The 19,120-nt window shown below is 32.6% G+C and carries 23 protein-coding genes and 1 pseudogene (1 of these 24 running past the window's edge); 8 read left to right on the top strand and 16 right to left on the bottom strand.

Annotated features, from left to right (window positions below):
• A protein-coding gene (locus AAGD36_RS00410; protein WP_341755468.1) for a transposase crosses the window boundary here: on the top strand, positions 1 to 276 show its 3' portion. 90 nt of this gene lie to the left of the window's left edge; only the last 276 of its 366 coding nucleotides appear in the window; its start codon lies off the left edge, out of view; it ends in the stop codon at positions 274 to 276.
• Between the two features lie 332 nt (positions 277 to 608).
• Here AAGD36_RS00410 and AAGD36_RS00405 read toward each other — a convergent pair whose 3' ends face one another.
• The 6 genes and pseudogenes from AAGD36_RS00405 to rpsF form a co-directional block, all read right to left on the bottom strand.
• Entirely contained in the window at positions 609 to 1,262 is a 654-nt protein-coding gene (locus tag AAGD36_RS00405; protein ID WP_341755467.1) for a hypothetical protein, read from the bottom strand.
• A gap of 6 nt (positions 1,263 to 1,268) precedes the next feature.
• Complete coding sequence (locus AAGD36_RS00400; RefSeq protein ID WP_341756041.1) at positions 1,269 to 1,757, bottom strand: MFS transporter; 489 nt, start codon at positions 1,755 to 1,757, stop codon at positions 1,269 to 1,271.
• Between the two features lie 190 nt (positions 1,758 to 1,947).
• A pseudogene (locus AAGD36_RS06920) lies at positions 1,948 to 2,106 on the bottom strand (ISAs1 family transposase); the annotation flags it as partial.
• A 170-nt stretch (positions 2,107 to 2,276) separates the two neighbouring features.
• On the bottom strand, positions 2,277 to 2,831 hold the full coding sequence (rplI, locus tag AAGD36_RS00390) for a 50S ribosomal protein L9 (RefSeq protein ID WP_341755466.1): 555 nt from the start codon (positions 2,829 to 2,831) through the stop codon (positions 2,277 to 2,279).
• 13 nt (positions 2,832 to 2,844) lie between these two features.
• Complete coding sequence (gene rpsR, locus AAGD36_RS00385; protein ID WP_341748426.1) at positions 2,845 to 3,129, bottom strand: 30S ribosomal protein S18; 285 nt, start codon at positions 3,127 to 3,129, stop codon at positions 2,845 to 2,847.
• A 27-nt stretch (positions 3,130 to 3,156) separates the two neighbouring features.
• Complete coding sequence (gene rpsF, locus AAGD36_RS00380; protein WP_341751584.1) at positions 3,157 to 3,525, bottom strand: 30S ribosomal protein S6; 369 nt, start codon at positions 3,523 to 3,525, stop codon at positions 3,157 to 3,159.
• 473 nt (positions 3,526 to 3,998) lie between these two features.
• Here rpsF and AAGD36_RS00375 point away from each other — a divergent pair, with 473 nt between their 5' ends.
• Complete coding sequence (locus AAGD36_RS00375; RefSeq protein WP_341751583.1) at positions 3,999 to 4,703, top strand: winged helix-turn-helix domain-containing protein; 705 nt, start codon at positions 3,999 to 4,001, stop codon at positions 4,701 to 4,703.
• Between the two features lie 76 nt (positions 4,704 to 4,779).
• Here the strand turns inward: AAGD36_RS00375 and dut are convergent, their stop codons facing one another.
• From dut to AAGD36_RS00350, 5 genes are all read right to left on the bottom strand, one after another.
• The gene (gene dut / locus AAGD36_RS00370) at positions 4,780 to 5,223 is read right to left on the bottom strand and encodes a dUTP diphosphatase (RefSeq protein WP_341755465.1); all 444 of its coding nucleotides are present in this window, start codon (positions 5,221 to 5,223) and stop codon (positions 4,780 to 4,782) included.
• A gap of 57 nt (positions 5,224 to 5,280) precedes the next feature.
• Complete coding sequence (locus AAGD36_RS00365) at positions 5,281 to 5,709, bottom strand: hypothetical protein (RefSeq protein WP_341748146.1); 429 nt, start codon at positions 5,707 to 5,709, stop codon at positions 5,281 to 5,283.
• A 91-nt stretch (positions 5,710 to 5,800) separates the two neighbouring features.
• A complete protein-coding gene (locus AAGD36_RS00360) occupies positions 5,801 to 6,610 on the bottom strand; it encodes an SPOR domain-containing protein (protein WP_341755464.1) in 810 nt (269 codons plus the stop codon).
• A 24-nt stretch (positions 6,611 to 6,634) separates the two neighbouring features.
• Positions 6,635 to 8,368: an arginine--tRNA ligase gene (gene argS / locus AAGD36_RS00355; RefSeq protein WP_341755463.1), complete on the bottom strand. Its 1,734-nt coding sequence runs from the start codon at positions 8,366 to 8,368 to the stop codon at positions 6,635 to 6,637.
• Between the two features lie 3 nt (positions 8,369 to 8,371).
• The gene (locus AAGD36_RS00350) at positions 8,372 to 9,523 is read right to left on the bottom strand and encodes a deoxyguanosinetriphosphate triphosphohydrolase (RefSeq protein WP_341755462.1); all 1,152 of its coding nucleotides are present in this window, start codon (positions 9,521 to 9,523) and stop codon (positions 8,372 to 8,374) included.
• A 215-nt stretch (positions 9,524 to 9,738) separates the two neighbouring features.
• Between AAGD36_RS00350 and AAGD36_RS00345 the strand changes: the two genes are divergently transcribed.
• Positions 9,739 to 10,071 (top strand): HesB/IscA family protein, encoded by a 333-nt coding sequence (locus AAGD36_RS00345; RefSeq protein ID WP_341751578.1) that lies wholly within the window; start codon positions 9,739 to 9,741, stop codon positions 10,069 to 10,071.
• A 125-nt stretch (positions 10,072 to 10,196) separates the two neighbouring features.
• On the opposite strand, the gene AAGD36_RS00340 is transcribed toward AAGD36_RS00345, so the two are convergent.
• The 3 genes from AAGD36_RS00340 to AAGD36_RS00330 all read right to left on the bottom strand — a co-directional run bounded on the left by AAGD36_RS00340 (position 10,197) and on the right by AAGD36_RS00330 (position 12,317).
• Positions 10,197 to 10,961, bottom strand: a complete 765-nt coding sequence (locus AAGD36_RS00340; RefSeq protein ID WP_341755461.1) for a phosphatidylcholine/phosphatidylserine synthase — start codon at positions 10,959 to 10,961, stop codon at positions 10,197 to 10,199.
• 37 nt (positions 10,962 to 10,998) lie between these two features.
• The gene (locus AAGD36_RS00335) at positions 10,999 to 11,694 is read right to left on the bottom strand and encodes a phosphatidylserine decarboxylase (protein WP_341751576.1); all 696 of its coding nucleotides are present in this window, start codon (positions 11,692 to 11,694) and stop codon (positions 10,999 to 11,001) included.
• A 152-nt stretch (positions 11,695 to 11,846) separates the two neighbouring features.
• Positions 11,847 to 12,317, bottom strand: a complete 471-nt coding sequence (locus AAGD36_RS00330) for an RT0821/Lpp0805 family surface protein (RefSeq protein WP_341755460.1) — start codon at positions 12,315 to 12,317, stop codon at positions 11,847 to 11,849.
• A 114-nt stretch (positions 12,318 to 12,431) separates the two neighbouring features.
• Between AAGD36_RS00330 and AAGD36_RS00325 the strand changes: the two genes are divergently transcribed.
• The 3 genes from AAGD36_RS00325 to AAGD36_RS00315 all read left to right on the top strand — a co-directional run bounded on the left by AAGD36_RS00325 (position 12,432) and on the right by AAGD36_RS00315 (position 15,131).
• On the top strand, positions 12,432 to 13,340 hold the full coding sequence (locus AAGD36_RS00325) for a cation diffusion facilitator family transporter (RefSeq protein ID WP_341755459.1): 909 nt from the start codon (positions 12,432 to 12,434) through the stop codon (positions 13,338 to 13,340).
• Between the two features lie 10 nt (positions 13,341 to 13,350).
• The gene (locus AAGD36_RS00320; protein WP_341756040.1) at positions 13,351 to 13,794 is read left to right on the top strand and encodes a nucleoside deaminase; all 444 of its coding nucleotides are present in this window, start codon (positions 13,351 to 13,353) and stop codon (positions 13,792 to 13,794) included.
• Positions 13,795 to 13,895: 101 nt separating this feature from the next.
• Positions 13,896 to 15,131: a multidrug effflux MFS transporter gene (locus AAGD36_RS00315; RefSeq protein WP_341755458.1), complete on the top strand. Its 1,236-nt coding sequence runs from the start codon at positions 13,896 to 13,898 to the stop codon at positions 15,129 to 15,131.
• Between the two features lie 14 nt (positions 15,132 to 15,145).
• Here the strand turns inward: AAGD36_RS00315 and tsaD are convergent, their stop codons facing one another.
• Together tsaD and gatB are read right to left on the bottom strand one after the other, a co-directional pair.
• Positions 15,146 to 16,180: a tRNA (adenosine(37)-N6)-threonylcarbamoyltransferase complex transferase subunit TsaD gene (gene tsaD, locus AAGD36_RS00310; protein WP_341756039.1), complete on the bottom strand. Its 1,035-nt coding sequence runs from the start codon at positions 16,178 to 16,180 to the stop codon at positions 15,146 to 15,148.
• Positions 16,177 to 17,625: an Asp-tRNA(Asn)/Glu-tRNA(Gln) amidotransferase subunit GatB gene (gene gatB, locus AAGD36_RS00305; protein ID WP_341755457.1), complete on the bottom strand. Its 1,449-nt coding sequence runs from the start codon at positions 17,623 to 17,625 to the stop codon at positions 16,177 to 16,179. Before gatB ends, tsaD begins: the two co-directional genes overlap by 4 nt.
• A gap of 338 nt (positions 17,626 to 17,963) precedes the next feature.
• On the opposite strand from gatB, the gene infA reads away from it, so the two are divergent.
• A complete protein-coding gene (gene infA / locus AAGD36_RS00300; RefSeq protein WP_341748261.1) occupies positions 17,964 to 18,179 on the top strand; it encodes a translation initiation factor IF-1 in 216 nt (71 codons plus the stop codon).
• A 15-nt stretch (positions 18,180 to 18,194) separates the two neighbouring features.
• Positions 18,195 to 18,827 (top strand): Maf family protein, encoded by a 633-nt coding sequence (locus tag AAGD36_RS00295; protein WP_341751571.1) that lies wholly within the window; start codon positions 18,195 to 18,197, stop codon positions 18,825 to 18,827.
• The last annotated feature ends 293 nt before the right edge of the window (positions 18,828 to 19,120 follow it).

The raw sequence follows: 19,120 nt of genomic DNA, 5'->3' as shown, positions 1-19,120 counted from the left end.
GAATTGTCATCAATTGTTGGTATAGCTCCATATGCTCGTGATAGTGGTAATAAGCAAGGACGAAGATTTATTCGAGGAGGCAGGAAAATACCCAGAGATGCTTTATACATGGCAGTATTAGCTGGTAAGAATGGTTTCCAATATTTAAAAATTTTATATGATAGGCTTGTTAATAATTTTAAACCTAAGAAAGTTGCGATAGTTGCTTGTATGCGTAAGTTACTTGAAGTGTGCCATAAACTTATTCAACAAAAACGTGTTTTTGTTATTAAATAATATTTATCTATTTTTATAAAATTTAGATAAAAGATAATTGCTCTTTCGAAACTCGCTTGTGCTGAGGGATTTGAAGGAGACTCTTCACCTCAAACCGCAGCGGACTCTAATTCCGTTACGGATTCGAGTACCGCATCATTGTCCAAATCACCAGCAGAATTAGAGTTTCAAAAGAAGTCTATTTACGAGCAGTATAATCTAACCTGAATTCGATGTAACAAGTTACATCGAATTCAGTATTATATATAGAAACAATCAGGTTTGAAGCGGCTGCCCACCTGAAGTATCGATATAAGAATTATTAATTCTTATATCGAACTGGGGGTAATCTATTAATTATTCTTCACCATTTGCTGCTTATTAATAGCCATATAAAACACTAATATCATGCTAATTGAAATGATCAGCATGAATAATGGTAATTGTACCAATGTTCCGTCATGCATATATCCTATTAACACTGTAAAACCTGCAGCAATTACATAATACATAAAACCAAAGAGTGAGGCAGCAGTGCCAGCAAATTGACCATAATTTTCCAAAGCCTGACTTAAACAGTTAGGAGTTACCATCGTACCACCAATATTAACCATACTCATCCATAATAAAGTTTGTAATACCGATACTGTTACATCATCTTTATTAATTAGACTAAAATAACTAGATAAAAAGAATAACATAGCTCCTAAGCACATAAGCTTAATGCCTGCAAAAATAATATAGTCAGAGGTTCTCTGCATTTGGTGCATCTTTTTAGATATAAGCCCACCTAAAATTAAGGGAATACACGGAAATAATGCTATCATACCAAATGATGAAGTGGTAATATTTAGTCCTGAGATAAAATAAAAAGGTGCTTCAGCAAAATAGCCAAATGAAATGCCATTTACTGCTCCAACTAAAAATACAAAACCGAGAAATCTTATATCTCTGATCATTTTATTAAAACATTCTTTATATAATCCAATAGCTGAGCGTTTAACCATTAGATTTTAGTTAGTTTCTGGAAGTTTAGCTGATATTAACACCATAATGAATATTGCTATTACGATTAGTACAAGAAATACGGCTGACCAATGATAAAATTTTATTACAAAACTACCTATAACTGGACCTATAGCAGGAGCAAAGGCCATAGCAATAGTTATAGTTGAGAATACCCTGCCACGATCTTTTGGTGGTATTGCCTCTCTAGCTATTGCTATCCCTAATACTGAACCAACACTAGCACCAAAAGCTTGCATAAATCTTGCAGCCAGTAACATATTTATATTATCTGCTAAATAACAAATGCAGCATGATAAGGCGTAAACTAAAAATCCCGCAAGTAGACAAGGCTTACGTCCGTAATAATCAGATAAGTTACCCCATATTAACACGCCAACAGCAAAACCAAACAAATAAATAGTAAGTGTGTATTCAGATAAGTTAGCACTAATTGCCAAATCCTTGGCTAAGCTAGGAAGTGAGGGAGTATAAATGGTTTCACTTAATATAGGTATTGCAATAATTAATATAATAATGTATAATGAGGGTGTTTTTAATTCTATCTGGCTTCATAACCACGGCGACCTGATGAACAATTAGTTAAATTTTATTAAGGCATTAATAAAACGCTTGAAGTTATTTGATGACCAACCCATAGTAAGCATCATTTTTGGTTTGGTCTCTTCTTTTTGTCTTTATTCTATTTAAAATATTCAATACAAACCCTCGGATACTGACCATATTTGCAGGAGCATTGCCTTGACGTATGCTGCTCGCATCTTCATTAAATACCACATCGAGTACCCAATGCATAGATTCAATTCCCCAATGAGATCTTATGCTTTTTAACATCGCTTCAGCGGATACGGATACTGACGTAATTAACATTACGTTGTCATTGCGAGAAAAGACTATAGGTCAACGAAACAATCCAATATAATCATTTTTATGGGTTGTTTCGTCGCCACTAAAGTGACTCCTCGCTAATCGACGTCTTTAACTATGGATAAATGTTATAACTGCTCCACATCGTTAGGAGTAGAGGTTTCTTGTTGATCAGAACTTTCAAGGAGGTCAATAGTATCTTGCTTATTGTTCCTTGAGTAATCTTGTGCTTCAGATTCTGACCTTGCAACAATTACCGTTATATTTGTACTAAGCTCAGCGTGCAACCTAACCTCTACCACGAATACACCTGTTGATTTTATCGGGTTCTCAAGAATTATACTTAAATGTGATATTAAGTGCAAAGAAGCCTTAGACAAACTTTCAGCAATTTCTTTATTATTCACTGAACCAAACAACCGACCATCATCAGCAGACTGCTTAATAAATATTAATTCCTTACCACTTATAACATTATTAATAGCTTCTGCCTCAGATCTTATTTTTAGCTCTTTCATTTCAAGATCATGTTTTTGGGCTTCTATGAACTGTTTATTAGGTTCTGTTGCCCTAATTGCTAATTTTTTGGGGATAAGATAATTACGAGCAAACCCCTTTTTTACCTTAAGAATCTCTGCAATCTTTCCAAGTTTTCTTACAGGTTTAATCAAAATAACTTCCATCTTATTCCTCTGCTCAAATTTGAAATACAAAAGGCAACAACGCTAGGATTCTAGCAATTTTTATAGCATTCTTCAGTTTTCTTTGCTTTTTGGCACATACATTGGTAATCCTACTAGGCAACATTCTACCACCTTCTGATACAAATTTTATTAACAAATCAGGGTTCTTGTAATCAATTACTGGAGCATTTGGAATAGAAAGAGGACATCCCTTACGTTTTCTAAAAAACACTCTTTTATTACTTCTATCAACCATTCTAGTCATTGACTGAGAGTCAACAGCATCATTCTCAAACATTTTAATCTTTTCCAATTTTATTACTATTTAGTCTTTATTAATTGTTACATCAACTGTTTCTTCATGATCTGAACCTTTACTTCTTAGAATCGGCGAAGGTTCAGCACTTATTGAATCAACATTGATATTAACAAACCTAATAATATTTTCACTTAGCTTCATTTTCCTTTCCAGTTCATTTATTACCGAAAAATCAGTTTTAAGCCCCATAAAAACATAATGTCCTTTTTTATTATTACCAATCTTATAGGCTAAACTTCTTAAACCCCAATATTCAGTTTTAATAACTTCACCGTTACTATCTTTAACAATTTTAGTAAAGTCATCGGTAATTTTATCTACATCAGCAGACGAAATATCTTGGCGTATGATAAAAACTGATTCGTAAAAAGCCATATATAAGAATCTCCAGCTATAAAATAAAGCCATTTATAACAATAAAAAACATTTAATTCAAGTGTTATCTTTATTATAGAGCATAATTAATAAATCACTAATACCTTTTGATTGCAAAAATATAACCGTTTTACACGGATTGTAAATAAATAATTAAATTAGTAGACTTATATTAATAAATTTAGTAGAAATTTATTAATTAATTCGATAATATTGCACTTTAAAAAGTCAAATTAATATCATTACAATAAATTCACAATATATGTAACATTAGACTCTTGCATAACTGAACTATGCTCTTTTTACTTTAAAAAATTGACTCAGCAAAAACTTTGAGGATTTGCGTACTTCACATTACTTACATGTATGTCTAGCATGCTTATACCTTGTTTTATGCTCCAATCCCTCAATCATTTGGGTATACAGAGAAGAATTTAGTCATGCCTAAAGTCTTCATTTAATTAGTATTTAAAATGTTTGATAAATTACCACCTAGAGTTCTTATTATAGAATCAACTAAAAGCATTAACGTTTCTTTATCTAATGTCATAGAGAGAGCATGGTTTAATCTTGTTAAGGCTAACACAATAGAAAAAGCTATAGCTTCCTCTATTGCAAATCACCCTGACATAATTATTGTTGATTCGATGGTACAAGATAAAGTTGCTACAGAAATAGCAACTAAACTAAGAGAAATTAATGGTTTAGAGAAAGTACCAATAATCTTTTTGCTACATTCCGGAGAATCACCGTCTAATTATACTTTAGAAGATAATAACTTTGTTGTTTCTCTTACTAAACCATTCACTTCAGATCAGCTAATGATTTCAATAAGATCATTACTCCGACGATCTAATTTAATTCTACAAGATAAAGTTATAAAATATAAGGAAGTAAGTATGGATCTTACTACCTATAAAGTAACTAATAACGGCAGGATAATTCGTTTAGGACCAACAGAATTTAAGATTTTACAACTTTTTATCAAAGCACCTAAAGTAATATTTTCCCGTCAAGATATTGTAGACAAAGTGTGGGGCAGAGATACAGCTATTGATCTACGTACTATTGATGTACATATAAATAGAATAAGAACATCTCTAAAAAATAAAGAATCTGAGGTATTTATAAAAACGATCCGTGCTATAGGATATTGCCTTGATTTGCCAAATTCTTAGAATTAAAGTAAAAAATTATCTATTTAACCTGAATTCGATATAAGAATTAATAATTCTTATATCGAATCAGGTTAATTTAGAATTTCCCAGTTGAACCAAATCCACCAAAACCTCTAGAGGTTTCATCTAACGAATTAACCTCATCCCATAATATCTGCTCATATCTAGCAATAACCATTTGAGCAATTTTCATGCCACGCTCAATTACAAAACCTTCTTTAGGATGATGATTAATTAAAATTACCTTTATCTCACCACGATAATCAGCATCAATTGTACCAGGTGAATTCAGCACGGTAACACCATGTTTTAGTGCTAAACCTGATCTTGGTCTGATTTGAGCTTCTAAATAACTAGGTAATGCTATACAAATTCCCGTGGGTACTAACTTTACTTCTTGTGGTTTTATAGTGATTGGTTCAATATTTGCTGCTACTAGATCCATACCAGCACTATGCTCAGTAGCATAACTGGGCAAAATATCTACAGAATGTTCTAATTTCTTAATTTTAATGTTCATAAATATAATATTTTTTTTGGTATGATATTGATCAGCTTGATTACTTAGACTCCAACTTTACTTAACCTTCTTACCATTGGCGTCATAAATTTCGATCTTTTCAAACTTATCTGCTTCTTTATACGGATAAGTAACCCTAGCTGTAATATAACCTCGGTTATTAGATATAGCCCCTTCAACTGGAGTACCTGCCACTTCCCATACTCCAAGAGTCATAACATCAAGTACTCCATGCCCAGCAGCTCTTAAATAATTCAAACCAGATTTTCTTGCCATAGCTCTATATGTTTCCATATATTTTCCATTTTCTTCTTGATGACGATCAACAATTTCCATACCATGAGATAGAAAACAACCTTTCGTTTGGCATTTAGTTATATCTGATACTGAAATACCTTCATTAGAAGCAGCTTTGTAGACAGAGCAGCTAGATAAAATTAGCATTATAATAAAAAGAAAAATATTAACTATATATTTACTAAACATTCATTACCCTAAAAATTAATAAATAGAACACTAACTTATCTTACAGTTATAGCACTGAACTACTTATATTTCTACAATTTTCTTTAATACATCAACGGTTAGTAATTATACAACCTTGCTGATTGTCAGATAGTTTCTTACAAATCGCTTTAGCTTGGCTTATACTTTGGTAGTTACCTACTAATACTAAATAGAAAAAACTTCCTGTACTAGATTGTATCTTCTTAATATTTACTACCGTATTATTAAGAATTTTTGCATATTTTTTTTTGATTCTTTCTCCTTCTTGATTAGCTTCTGATTCAGATTCTACTGAGGCTAGTTGAATTTTATAACCACCTTGATTCGACTTATTTAACTGTGTTTCATCAATTTTGCGATGTGATTCAGTAACTTTTATGACATTTAAACCAGCTTTATTATTAGATGGTTGAACTATTGGAACAAATTTTTGCTCTATTAAATTCTCTTTCTGCACCAAGTCATTTCTTACTATATTAGGTAAAATTGTTTCTGTTCCTTCTTCATCTTTACTTAGTTTGTGTTTTTCATACTTAGCTTGATCAGTTTCTACTATACTAAATAAAATCGTGTCTATCGAGTCAAGTTCTTCATCACTTTCTGCTAGTTTTTGTTTAGCAATATTTAATGGCTTTTCCGGTTCAGGTTGTAATATTATAGGTTTGTTGGTCTTTTTTTGTTGTAAACTCTCATAAATTATATTATTCGCATTTGGTATTACTATCCCACCACTATCTTGTGGTTTAATTTTTGTAGGTGATGGATCAGGGTAAATTATTACTACTTGACCACTATTTCGGCTGTAATTAGTATAAACTAAATATGTAATACCACTAATTATTGAGAGAATAATTAATAAGAGTAAAGTGCGGTTAGTCATCAACTTATAAATTACAATACTTTATTACATTTTATTCATAGGTGTTACCCCTATAACATCAAAACCAACTTTTATAATCTTTTGAATAGACTTTGCTAAAGCAAGGCGAGCGGTGGTTAACTCTATATTATCTTCAATTAGAAACCGATAATCATTATTTTCCTTGCCAAAATTCCATAAAGCATGGAATTTTGAAGCTAAATTAATCAGATAAAAAGCTACTCTGTGGGGTTCAAAATATTTTGCCGAAATCTCTAAAACTTTTGACCATGAAGCAAGAAGTTTAATTATTTCTATTTCCTCTTCGCTGGAAAGTAACGACAAGTCATACTCATTCTCTAAGAATTTACCATATGCTTTTGGCATGGATTCTTTAGATTTTTCCAGTATAGATATTGTCCTAACATGAGCATATTGTACGTAAAATACAGGATTGTCTTTTGATTGTTCTTTTACTTTTACTAGGTCGAAGTCAAGAGCAATATCATTTTTACGGGTTAGCATTATAAATCTTATTATATCTTTACCTACCTCATTTGTTACATCTCGTACACTAGTAAAATTACCGCTACGTTTTGACATTTTTATAGCGATACCATTTTCAACAAAATTTACTAACTGGCAAATCTTAACATCAACTTTAACTTTTTCTCCACCAAGAGCTTTAACTATTGCCTCAATTCTTTTTACGTAGCCACAATGATCTGCACCTAGAATATAAACTAGATGATCAAAACCACGATCTATTTTATTCTTAGCATAAGCTAAATCAGAGGCGAAATATGACCAACTACCGTCAGATTTTTCTATTGGTCTATCTTGATTATCACCAAAAGCCGTAGATTTAAACAATTTCTGAGTTCTTGAATCCCAAGATTCATCTATTTTACCTTTAGGAGGGGACAACTGCCCCTCATATATTAGTCCCATTTTAGTAAGCATTTGTACAACTTCATCAATCTTACCACTATCATGCAGTGACTTTTCTGAGAAGAATACCTCGTGTTCAATATCTAGCTCCTTTAAATCCTGCTTAATTATAGCTAACATTTCTTCTACTGCAAAATCCTTAACGAGTTCATGACGTTGCCTATCGGTCATTGTTAATAATTTATCACCAAATTTTTCCACCAACTTTTGTCCAATATCTACCAAATATTCTCCAGGATAAAGCCCTTCTGGTATTACGATCTCTTCTTTTGTTAATGCTTGTTTATAACGTAAAATAACTGAACTAGCTAAGTCATCCACTTGAGAGCCGGCATCATTAAGGTAATATTCTTTGGTAACAATATAGCCAGTACTATCTAGAACTTTGGCTAAAGCATCACCATAAACAGCACCTCTAGCATGACCAATATGCATAGGACCAGTTGGATTTGCAGATACATATTCAATATTAACCTTTTGATTATTACCAAAATTAATCTTAAAAAAATCCTCCTTATCCAGCAATATATCATTGATAGAGTTATGCCACATATCAGCTTTGATAGTAAAGTTAATAAATCCTGGACCAGCAACTTCTATAGACGCGATATATGGAAGAGGCGTTAATAGTTCTTTAAATCTAATAGCTAGTTCCTTAGGTTTAATATTTTGTTTTGCAGCGATAATCATAGCTATATTACTTGAAAGATCACCATTGAGATTATCTTTAGGAATTTCTATAGCCGCCAATTTTAACACATCTTCATTATCGCATATTTGTCTAGCTGCACTAATGATATCTTCACGTAATTTATTAAATATATTCATAAATCAAATATTATTAAAATTGAAGGAATAAAGATCTTGATATTCTTGAATAGCGAAGCGGTCAGTCATGCCAGCTATATAATCTGCTACTATATCAGCTTTGGATTTTACATCCCCTGGTACAATTAATTCTTTCCAACTAAATGGTAATAAATCAATATTATCCATATATACCCTAAATAACCCTTGTATAATATTTTGACACTTTAAAGTTATAGAAGTCAGTTTATTATGTTTATATACTTTATTATACAAGAATTGTCTAATTGCCGTTATATGTTCTTTTGTCTCGTCAGTAAAATCAACAATCTGATAATCAAGATGTCGTATATCAGCTGTTGTAGTTATTTTCTGTTTTTGTAAGTTATCATTTGTTTGTAGCAATAGATCGGTAATTAAATCACTCATCAATTTACGTACGATTTCATAAATAAGACGAGAAGTTGTTATATCCTTAAACTTGGACTTAATTTCAAAAGCATATTGATCAATAAATTTAATTTCTGCTAGATGATTAAAATCAATAATCTTAGCACCAACACTATCTTCCAAATCATGAGAAATATAACTAATATCATCAGCTAATGAAGCAATTTGAGCTTCAGCTGAGGAATAGTGAGCTAAGTCAAGATCATGTTGTAAATCATACTCTATTATATATTTAGGTATGTTATTTATTAAAGGACCATTATGTTTAACAATTCCTTCTAGCACTTCCCATGTCAAATTTAATCCATTATAAGCCGCATATCTTTTCTCTACTTTAGTAAGAATCTTTAATGAATGAGCATTATGGGAAAATCCACCATAATCTTCCATACATTTATTTAGTGCGATCTCCCCTGCATGACCAAAAGGAGTATGCCCAAGATCATGAGCAAGAGCTACAGTTTCAGCTAAATCACTTGATAAATTAAGGGTTTTAGCAATAGAACGTGCAACCGTAGAAACTTCAATCGAATGAGTAAGGCGATTTCGATAATGATCCCCTTCATGATTAATAAAAACCTGGGTTTTATATTGTAAACGTCTGAAAGCCTTTGAATGAATTATACGATCCCGATCTCGTTCAAATTCATTTCTATAAGATGTAGGATATTCATTAAACAATCTCCCCCTACTCTTGGCTGGATCTACTGCATATGAAGCAAGCATATATTAACTCCTATTTAATCTGAATTCGATGTAACAAGTTACATCGAATGATGAAAAAAGTTAAAATGCACTCGCGTCAACCGCTTCAAGAGTGCATTTTTCCTTATAACAAAGCCAGTATAGAATTACCTAGCAAGCTTTTCAAGGTTTTTAAATGAAACTCTTGCAAAATTAGGTTTTTAGGATTATTCTAATGGTCTTTATAATATAAGAACATGTCAATAAAAGTTACTGATAATGCTTTTAAAAGAGTAGATGAGCTAATAAAATTAGAAAGTAATCCAAGTTTGGTTCTTAGAGTAGTTGTTGATGGTGGAGGCTGTTCTGGATTTGTTTATAATTATGCTCTAGTTTCAAGCAATGACATAACAAAAGATGACTGTATTATAGAAAAAGATAATATTAAAGTAGTTATCGATGAAATATCTCAGCAGCTTATGGTTGATTGTATAATAGATTTTATCGAAGAATTAGGTAGTTCCTATTTTGAAATTAGAAACCCCCTTGCAAAAAATAAGTGTGGGTGTGGTAATTCATTCTCTGTATAACTGTATATACTCAATTAACCTGAAGAGTTGGCAAAAAAAATGATTAAAAGTTATAGTCATAGACTGTAAAAAGTAAGTCCTTCTCCTTGACTAACTTACTTGTCCCTAGTTATTATGCAACAAATCTAATAGAATTTCCTACTAATAAAATAGCACACTGGTATAGATAACATATATATAAAGGCAATGGATGGTAACAAATACCATGGATATATAATAAGACTTATAATGATAACAGCAAATACCATCATTGCTAATGATAAATATTCGTGTTTTATCTTAATATTTTTTGTTGAAAATGTCGGTAACCTACTGGCAAGTAAAAAAGCGATTACCACAATATACAAACCTATCATAACGGTATGGATACGAACATTAATACCTAAAATACCACTCACTTCAAAATCTATAATCATGGGTACTAGAGCAAGTAAAGCACCGCAAGGTGCAGGTACGCCAGTAGAAAAATATTCTAGTTTCTTATTATGTACCTTATGAAGAATAGCAGTATTAAACCTTGCAAGCCTTAATGCCATGCATACGATAAATAATAATATAGTTCCCCATGAAAATACTTTATATTCATATTGCTGAAAAGACCATAAATATATAAGACCAGCCGGAACTATTCCAAAATTAGCAAAATCACATAATGAATCCAGTTCAGCACCAAACGGACTAGTAGCATTTAGCATCCTTGCTATCCTACCATCAATTCCATCTATTATAGCAGCAACTAAGGTGCAATATACAGCCCTTTCCCATAGACCATCTAATCCAAATTTAATAGCACTAACACCAACCACAAGACCCAATAAAGTGATAAAATTAGGAAGCAATTTTATAAACGGAATTGGTTTTGTTATTTTAACTTTGTGTATTTTAAGCAATTTATACCTATATACTTATATTAAAGCAGTAAGAATATTACCTTTTTTCAAACTTAAGTTCAGATGTTTTCTTGATCCTAAAATCAGCAATAATAGTTTCTCCACCAACTGAAGTCTGACCCTCAGTAACACAAAGTGCAGTTTTAAGTGGCAAATAGACGTCAGCTCTACTACCAAATCGGATGATACCATACCTATCACCAACTCTAACCTCAGTATCTTCTTCTAAATCACATAATATTCTTCTTGCTATTAATCCTGCTATTTGAACAAAAGCAATTTTATGACCACTATTTGTTTCCATTAAAACAGACTGACGTTCGTTATATATACTTGCCTTATCAAGAGAGGCATTGAAAAATTTTCCTGGATTATAATGTAGGGATAAAATCTTTCCATTAGCTGGAATACGATTTACATGAACATTAAAAATATTCAAAAAAATACTAACTCTAATCATTTCCTGATTACCAAGACCAAGTTCTAGCGGAGGAATTGCTTCAGTTATTTTTTGCACTGTTCCGTCTGCTGGACTGACTACTAGATCGTCACTAATAGGGGTAAATCGATCCGGATTCCTAAAAAAATATATACACCAAATCGTTATAACTAATCCTACATATCCAAAACTATTATGAACAGTAGAAAGTAAAAAAGTCACAACTGCAAAGCTTACGATAAATATGTAGCCTTCACGATGAATAATCTTCGAGAAATCACTATATTGCTTCATTCTCACTCTCTAATTTTGTTACGTTATCCCATTTACTTAAGGGTAATTTAAAAGTTGGTAGGGCTTACAATAGAAACATCAGGCTAGTGCTAACCTGATGTTATATTCTAAACGGGATATAAAGGTCAACCGATGATAAGTTTTGATAAAACTTAACGCACAATTTCCCATTGACCGTCTGGTCTACGACAAGCTTTCCCATAAGCTTTTTCTTGTTTACCACCCACAACAACTACCTGAGTATACTCACGGCAATACTGACCACTATCGTCTTTGAAAGCTTTGCTTGGTGTTACATACCCGTAATTACCACTATCTGGGTTACGCCACTCTACACTCTGACCACTAGGAGTAGTCTCTAATGCTTTCTGCGAACTTAGCTCTAGCAATTTCCTGTCATATTCATCCATAGTCTGACCAATTTGACCACCAATAAGTGCACCAGCTAAAACACCTATACCAGTTGCGGCAAGACGACCGGTCCCTTTACCAAATTGTGATCCTAAAAGTCCACCAGCTACACCACCAATTAATGTTCCACCACCTTGTTTATTCATACCGGTACAGCCGTGTAACATTGTTGCTGCTAAAATAATTGCTATAATTTTGCATGTTAAATTCATAAAAACCATATGTTTAAGAGTTACGTTATTTGACACACCCTAGGGTTAGTATATACTATACACTAATATATACTAACACTAATACATTTTATACTATAAAATCGAAAATTTTATATGACTAATTCAGAACATCAAATTTTAATCAAGTCCTCATCTTATTTGTCTTTTAGTATAGCTGTATTCATTTTATTTATTAAATCTTATGCGTGGCTGGTAACTGATTCTCAGTCTATTCTAGCGTCTTTAATTGATACTATGCTTGATATTTCATCATCTCTTTTTAATTTGATTGCTATTCGTTTTGCATTGCAGCCACCTGATTATCACCATAGATTTGGTCATGAAAAAATCCAAGATTTAGCAATTTTTTCACAAGCAGTATTCTTTGTTGTTTCGGGTTTATTTATGGGTTTTTCTTCTTTAAGGTCTCTTATTGATGGATCAGTTCCAAGCAATATAGAATCTGGAATTAATATACTATATTTGTGCATTATCCTAACTGTTATTTTGGTCGCTTATCAAACTTATGTGATAAAAAAAACTAGTTCTGAAATAATCAAAGTAGATAAATTACATTATTTTACAGATTTACTAACAAATGTTGGTGTAATTGTTTCTATAAAATTAAGTACTCGTTTTTGGTTCATAGATTCATTATTTGGCATTGGTATTGCAATATATATAATATATGCCTCTTATGCTTTATTCAGAAAAGCTTTTAAAAATCTTATTGATGAAGAAATGCCTGAAGAAGATAGAAAAAAAATTCTCTCAATAATTACTAGATTTAAAGAAGTAAAAGGTATACACGAAATGAAGACTAGATATGCTGCAAGTAAGCCGTTTATACAATGTCACATAGAAATGGACGGAGATATGTCATTGTATAGTTCTCATTATATTAGTGATAAAATTTATATTGCATTGTTATTAGAGTTTCCAGGTGCAGAAATAATTATTCACCTAGATCCATATGGTTATGAGGAAAAAGTGAATTACCGTGAAAACATCAACCAAATTTAACAATTTCTTCATGGAGGAGGCTTTAAAACAAGCACAATTTGCTTTTAATGAAAATGAAATTCCGGTAGGTGCTATTATAGTTAATAGAATAAGTAACAAAGTTATTTCAAAGGCTCATAATATTGTTGAACAAACAAAGAATCCGCTACTCCATGCTGAAATTGTCGCGATAAATCAATCTTGTCAAATTCTATCTAGTAAGAATCTATCAGACTGTGATATGTATGTTACTTTAGAACCATGTACAATGTGTGCTGCTGCAATATCTTTTGCTAGGATAGGTAGATTATTTTATGCAGCAAACGACCCAAAACAGGGAGGAGTTGAGAATGGTGGGCGTTTCTTTAACAGTAAATCTTGTTTTTACCATCCTGAAATATATAGTGGTTTTTCAGCAGAAATTTCTGAGAATTTAATGAAGGAATTTTTTAAAAAAGTCAGATCACTGGAATAGACAGGGTATACTTAAATGATTTGGAAAATTGGATTTGGAAATGAATGGTGAGCATGCTAGAGTATATAAAGGACAATATCTGCAACCAATGGAAGTTATTAATGAAACTAGATAAAATTGAGAATATCATAGTCGCACCACTATATATTATTATATTAATGGTTACCATACCGGTATTAAGCGAGACTATTTATACTCCCTCACTTCCTGATTTAGCCAAGGATTTAGCAATTAGTGCTAATTTAGCTGAATACACACTTACTATTTATTTGTTCGGTTTTGCTATTGGTGTTTTAATATGGGGTAATTTATCTGATTGTTATGGGCGTAAGCCTTGCGTACTTACAGGATTTTTGATTTATGCTTTATCATGTTTCATTTGTTATCTAGCAGATAATATTAATATGTTATTTGCTGCAAGATTTATACAAGCTTTTGGAGCTAGTGTTGGCTCAGTATTAGGCATTGCTATAGCAAGAGATGTAATAAAACCAGCAGAGCGTGGTAAAATGTTCTCAACGATAGCTATTGCCACGGCGTTTTCTCCTGCTATAGGACCAGTTATAGGTGGTTTTGTTATAAAATTTTATCATTGGTCGGCGGTATTTCTTGTTCTGATAGTGATTGCCATATTTATCATGGTGTTAATATCAGTTAGACTTCCAGAAACTAACCTAAATCTTAGAACTGAACGTTTGGTTATTCCACTTTACAAAGAATGTTTTGCTAAAATGATCAGAGATCCAAGATTGCTCGGTTTAGCATTTTTAATTGGAGCAGTGAATGGTATGCTATTTGGTTATTTTACTGAAGCACCTTTTTATTTTATCTCAGGACTAAATATTTCAACTTCATCTTTTGGTATGATAACATTCTTTATATGTATTCCCTTAGCTTTAGGTGGACTTATATCCAAAAAGATGCATAAACTGCAAAGAACTTCTGATAATATTATCTTTACAGCTATTAAAGTTATGTGTTTAGGATCTCTACTATTCTTTTTATCTAGCTATTTTAATCTAATTAATAAAGATAATGTGACAGGTTCTTTATTACAAACTTTATTATGGCTAGGTATTATTATGACAGGTAAGACAATGATAGTTCCAAACTGCTTAAGCCAAGCTTTGGAAGATTATGGTAAATTTGCTGGCACGGCATCTTCACTTTTTGGTTTTATGTATTATGTAATTGTTGCAAGCTTTACAGGATTAATAGGGCATATGCATGATGGATCATTGATACAACTACCATTATTCATGCTGATCATTTCAATTAGCATGATATTAGTGTTTTATATGGCTATTAATAAGCAGCAAATGGCGAAGAATAATTAATAGATTACCCATTTTTATAAATCCTCTAAGCTCCATTTAGCTCTAGGACAGAAATCGAGTCGGTCAGTAAGATTGTTTTGTAGACGTTCTAGCCCAGCATAAGCGATCATAGCAGCATTATCAGTGCATAAATGTGCTGGGGGTAGTAAAAGTGCATATCCTTGAGTTGCAGCTTGATACTTAAGTATAAACCTCAAATAATCATTAGCAGCAACCCCACCGGCAAGCACGCAAGTTTTTTGTGGTAATAGCGATTTGCCTATAAATTCTTCATACATTCTAAAGCTATTAAGCATTTTTACTGACAAGATTTCTCCAACCACATATTGAAAGCTGGCTGCTATATCATTAATTTCTTGATCACCTATAAGTTCTAATTTGGATATTAATATGCGTACTGCAGTCTTTAAACCTGAAAACGACATATTACAGCCAGTTTGATGAATAATGGGTTTTGGTAAAATATATTTAGACGGATCACCAAATTTTGCTCTTCTCTCAATTTCTATGCCTCCAGGGAAAGGCAAACCCAACATTTTAGCTACTTTATCAAAACACTCTCCAACCGAATCATCTATAGTTTGTCCTAAAATTTTATATTTGCCAAGGGAGGAAACGGCAACAAATTGACAATGTCCGCCAGAAACTAATAGAAGTAAATAAGGATATTCAGCCTTATTGGTTAATCTAGCAGTAAGTAAATGGCCTTCTAAATGGTTAACTGCAATGAAGGGCTTTTTTAAAACGCTAGCAACTACTCTACCAAACATTGAGCCAACTATCACCCCACCTATCAAGCCAGGACCGGAAGTAGCTGCAATTCCGTCTATATTGGATAATTCAAGACGAGTTTCATCTAAAACATATCTAACTGCTTTTTCTAAATTTTGCAAATGCGATCTAGCAGCGATTTCTGGCACTACCCCTTGAAAAGCCTTATGTTCTTGGTGCTGGGAAATAACAATATTCGATAAAATCTCTTTATCTGAGGTAACTATTGCTACACCAGTATCATCACAACTTGATTCAATACCCAATATTTTAATTATTGTAATCTCTCCTTTAATAAATCATTCACTAGGCTAGGATTGGCCTTGCCTTCAGTTTTTTTCATTACTTGTCCTACAAAAAAGCCAAATAACTTATCCTTACCGCTTTTATAAGCAGCAACAGAATCAGGATTTTCCGACAATATTTCGTCAATTATAGCAGATAGTATACCACTATCTGACATTTGCACTAAGCCCTTTTCTTTAATAATTTTTTCCGGTTGCTCGCCAGTTTCAAACATAGTTTCAAAAACTACTTTGGCAATTTTCCCTGAAATCACCCCATCTTCTATTAACTTCACCATTTGGGCAAGCATTTTCGGAGTAATTTTACACTCATTTAAGCTAATGGCATTTTTATTAAGTTGACCAAACAACTCACTAATAATCCAATTAGCAAGTATCTTAGGATTGCATAATGTCACTGCTGATTCGAAATAATATGCTACCTGTTCATCAGCAGCAAGAACCTCAGCGTCATATGTGTTTAAACTATATTCTGCAATATATCTTTTAATTTTTGCATCCGGAAGTTCCGGTAGCTCCCGAGCTAATTGCTCTATCAGCTCCTCAGATAAAACTATTGGTAATAGATCTGGATCAGGAAAATATCTATAGTCATGAGATTCTTCTTTTAAACGCATTGTCCTAGTTTCACCAATATCAGCATCAAATAATCTAGTCTCCTGTATTATTGTCTGACCATTTTCGATTAAATTCACTTGCCTATTTGCTTCAAACTCTATTGCCCGCATAATATTACGAATCGAATTTATGTTTTTGATCTCACACCTTGTTCCGAGTGGATTCCCAGGAAGCCTAACTGAAATATTAGCATCGCAACGTAATGATCCTTTTTCCATATCACCATCACAACTTCCTATATATCTTAACAAAGCCCTGAGTTTACGAACAAATTCAGCTGTTTCCTCCGGTGAGCTAAGGTCTGGTTCAGTAACAATTTCCATTAATCCTACACCAGCCCGGTTTAAATCAATGAAACTATAATACGGAGATTGATCATGGATAGATTTGCCCGCATCCTGTTCTAAATGCAAACGATTAATTCTAATTTTCTTGGTTATTCCCTGCTGAGTTACTATGTCTAAATAACCATCTTGGACAATTGGATGATAGAATTGCGAGATTTGATATCCTTGCGGTAAGTCGGGGTAAAAGTAATTTTTACGATCAAATCTTGAATTAAGATTGATTTTTGCCTTAAGTCCGAGACCGGTTTTAATTGCTTGATGGACACAATATTCATTTAATACTGGTAACATTCCAGGCATTGCTGCATCAATTAAAGATACTTGTGAATTAGGAGGAGCAGCAAATTCGGCGGAACTAGCAGAGAAAAGCTTGGATTCTGAAGAAATTTGAGCATGTACCTCTACGCCTATAACATATTCCCATTTACCTGTATTACCAACAATATAAGCCATTTAAAATCTCTTTAGTTTACTATTAAAATATGAAAAATTTTTAAGATTAAATCTTTATCATATTTTCAATAAAAATTGTAGTTTTTTATAAATCTTTATTTTCTAACCCTAATTCTAGATAAGAATTTGTCAATTCTTATCTAGAATTCGCGTTTCTACATCTTTTTTCATGAGGTGATCCTGATATTACTTGCAAATTTTTTATATTAATGTAGACTTTTTAATATTGGTGTATAAGCGTTTGAATAACTAATAATTTTATATCAAGCGTGGTTCTGAAATTGTCCACTACGGCAAGCCATTTTAGAAATTAAAAATTATAATTTAGTTAAGTTGTAATGAGCAAAGAAGAGCTAATTAATTTTGAAGGCGTTGTCCTTGAGCTTTTGCCTAACGCAACTTTTAGAGTGAAGTTGGAAAATGGTCATTTTATTATCGCCCATACTTCTGGTAGGATGCGTAAGAATCGTATTAGGATACTTGTCGGAGATAAAATCACAGTGGAAATGACGCCTTATGATCTAACAAAAGGTCGCGTTATCCACCGTCATTAGAGTCTTTCATATTTTATGTCAAATATAGAATCCACTTTTTTAAAACAACAGAATATACCTATAGTTCTAGCTTCACAATCACCTGCAAGGCTTGAATTACTAAAAAGAATAAAGGTATTTCCTACACAAATTATTCCCGCTAATATAAATGAAACAGAGTACTTACGAGAGTTACCAAACCAGTTGGTAACAAGATTAGCACAGGAAAAAGCCGAGGTTGTTGCCAAAAAAATAAGTGGTGAAGCTATAATTATAGCAGCTGATACTGTTGTGGTTCACGGTAGAAAAATACTACCCAAGGCTTTAACAAGTGAAGATGTTAGATATTGCCTTAATATTTTATCTGGAAGGCGTCATAGGGTTTATACAGGTATTTGTATAATAAAAAAGACTCTCGAACAAGTTCTGCTGCGACAAAAATTAGTGCAAACCATAGTCAAGTTTAAAAGATTGAGTCAGCAAGAGATAGAATTTTACTGTAGCCTAGATGAAGGAATCAACAAAGCAGGCGGCTGCGGAATTCATGGATATGCCGAAGCCTTTGTTCCTAGCATATATGGATCTTACTCAAATATTATGGGATTACCACTACTGGAAACCATGCATATGCTTACTTCTTTAGGCTTTAAAAATATACCTCTTAAATAACCTGAATTCGATATAATATACTCAAATGATTTGAAGAAACTGAGGAAAAGCTGAGTTTAAACTTTATCAAGCCAATCAGAAAAACAACTAGCTTTGTCAAAAATTGGAAAATTAAAATATTAGACCTCTTTCGAAACTCGCTTGTGCTGAGGGATTTGAAGGAGACGCGGAACGCAGAACCGCAGCGTACTCTAATGTACGTGAGGATTCGAGTACCGCATCGACGTACAAATCACCGGCAGAAGTAGAGTTTCGAAAGAAGTCTATTGTTAAAACCTAAATTAAGTACTATA

Source organism: Candidatus Tisiphia endosymbiont of Ptychoptera albimana, assembly GCF_964026605.1.
Classification (GTDB): Bacteria; Pseudomonadota; Alphaproteobacteria; order Rickettsiales; family Rickettsiaceae; genus Tisiphia.
Note: the sequence above shows the minus strand (reverse complement) of the source record. Positions and strands in the feature narration are given on the sequence as shown.

Coding starts and splice junctions, on each gene's coding strand:
- AAGD36_RS00405 (WP_341755467.1), bottom strand. CDS start 1,262: ATGGTTAAACGCTCAGCTATTGGATTATATAAAGAATGTTTTAATAAA.
- rplI (WP_341755466.1), bottom strand. CDS start 2,831: ATGGAAGTTATTTTGATTAAACCTGTAAGAAAACTTGGAAAGATTGCA.
- rpsR (WP_341748426.1), bottom strand. CDS start 3,129: ATGTTTGAGAATGATGCTGTTGACTCTCAGTCAATGACTAGAATGGTT.
- rpsF (WP_341751584.1), bottom strand. CDS start 3,525: ATGGCTTTTTACGAATCAGTTTTTATCATACGCCAAGATATTTCGTCT.
- AAGD36_RS00375 (WP_341751583.1), top strand. CDS start 3,999: ATGTTTGATAAATTACCACCTAGAGTTCTTATTATAGAATCAACTAAA.
- dut (WP_341755465.1), bottom strand. CDS start 5,223: ATGAACATTAAAATTAAGAAATTAGAACATTCTGTAGATATTTTGCCC.
- AAGD36_RS00365 (WP_341748146.1), bottom strand. CDS start 5,709: ATGTTTAGTAAATATATAGTTAATATTTTTCTTTTTATTATAATGCTA.
- AAGD36_RS00360 (WP_341755464.1), bottom strand. CDS start 6,610: ATGACTAACCGCACTTTACTCTTATTAATTATTCTCTCAATAATTAGT.
- argS (WP_341755463.1), bottom strand. CDS start 8,368: ATGAATATATTTAATAAATTACGTGAAGATATCATTAGTGCAGCTAGA.
- AAGD36_RS00350 (WP_341755462.1), bottom strand. CDS start 9,523: ATGCTTGCTTCATATGCAGTAGATCCAGCCAAGAGTAGGGGGAGATTG.
- AAGD36_RS00345 (WP_341751578.1), top strand. CDS start 9,739: ATGTCAATAAAAGTTACTGATAATGCTTTTAAAAGAGTAGATGAGCTA.
- AAGD36_RS00335 (WP_341751576.1), bottom strand. CDS start 11,694: ATGAAGCAATATAGTGATTTCTCGAAGATTATTCATCGTGAAGGCTAC.
- AAGD36_RS00330 (WP_341755460.1), bottom strand. CDS start 12,317: ATGAATTTAACATGCAAAATTATAGCAATTATTTTAGCAGCAACAATG.
- AAGD36_RS00325 (WP_341755459.1), top strand. CDS start 12,432: ATGACTAATTCAGAACATCAAATTTTAATCAAGTCCTCATCTTATTTG.
- AAGD36_RS00320 (WP_341756040.1), top strand. CDS start 13,351: ATGGAGGAGGCTTTAAAACAAGCACAATTTGCTTTTAATGAAAATGAA.
- AAGD36_RS00315 (WP_341755458.1), top strand. CDS start 13,896: ATGAAACTAGATAAAATTGAGAATATCATAGTCGCACCACTATATATT.
- gatB (WP_341755457.1), bottom strand. CDS start 17,625: ATGGCTTATATTGTTGGTAATACAGGTAAATGGGAATATGTTATAGGC.
- infA (WP_341748261.1), top strand. CDS start 17,964: ATGAGCAAAGAAGAGCTAATTAATTTTGAAGGCGTTGTCCTTGAGCTT.
- AAGD36_RS00295 (WP_341751571.1), top strand. CDS start 18,195: ATGTCAAATATAGAATCCACTTTTTTAAAACAACAGAATATACCTATA.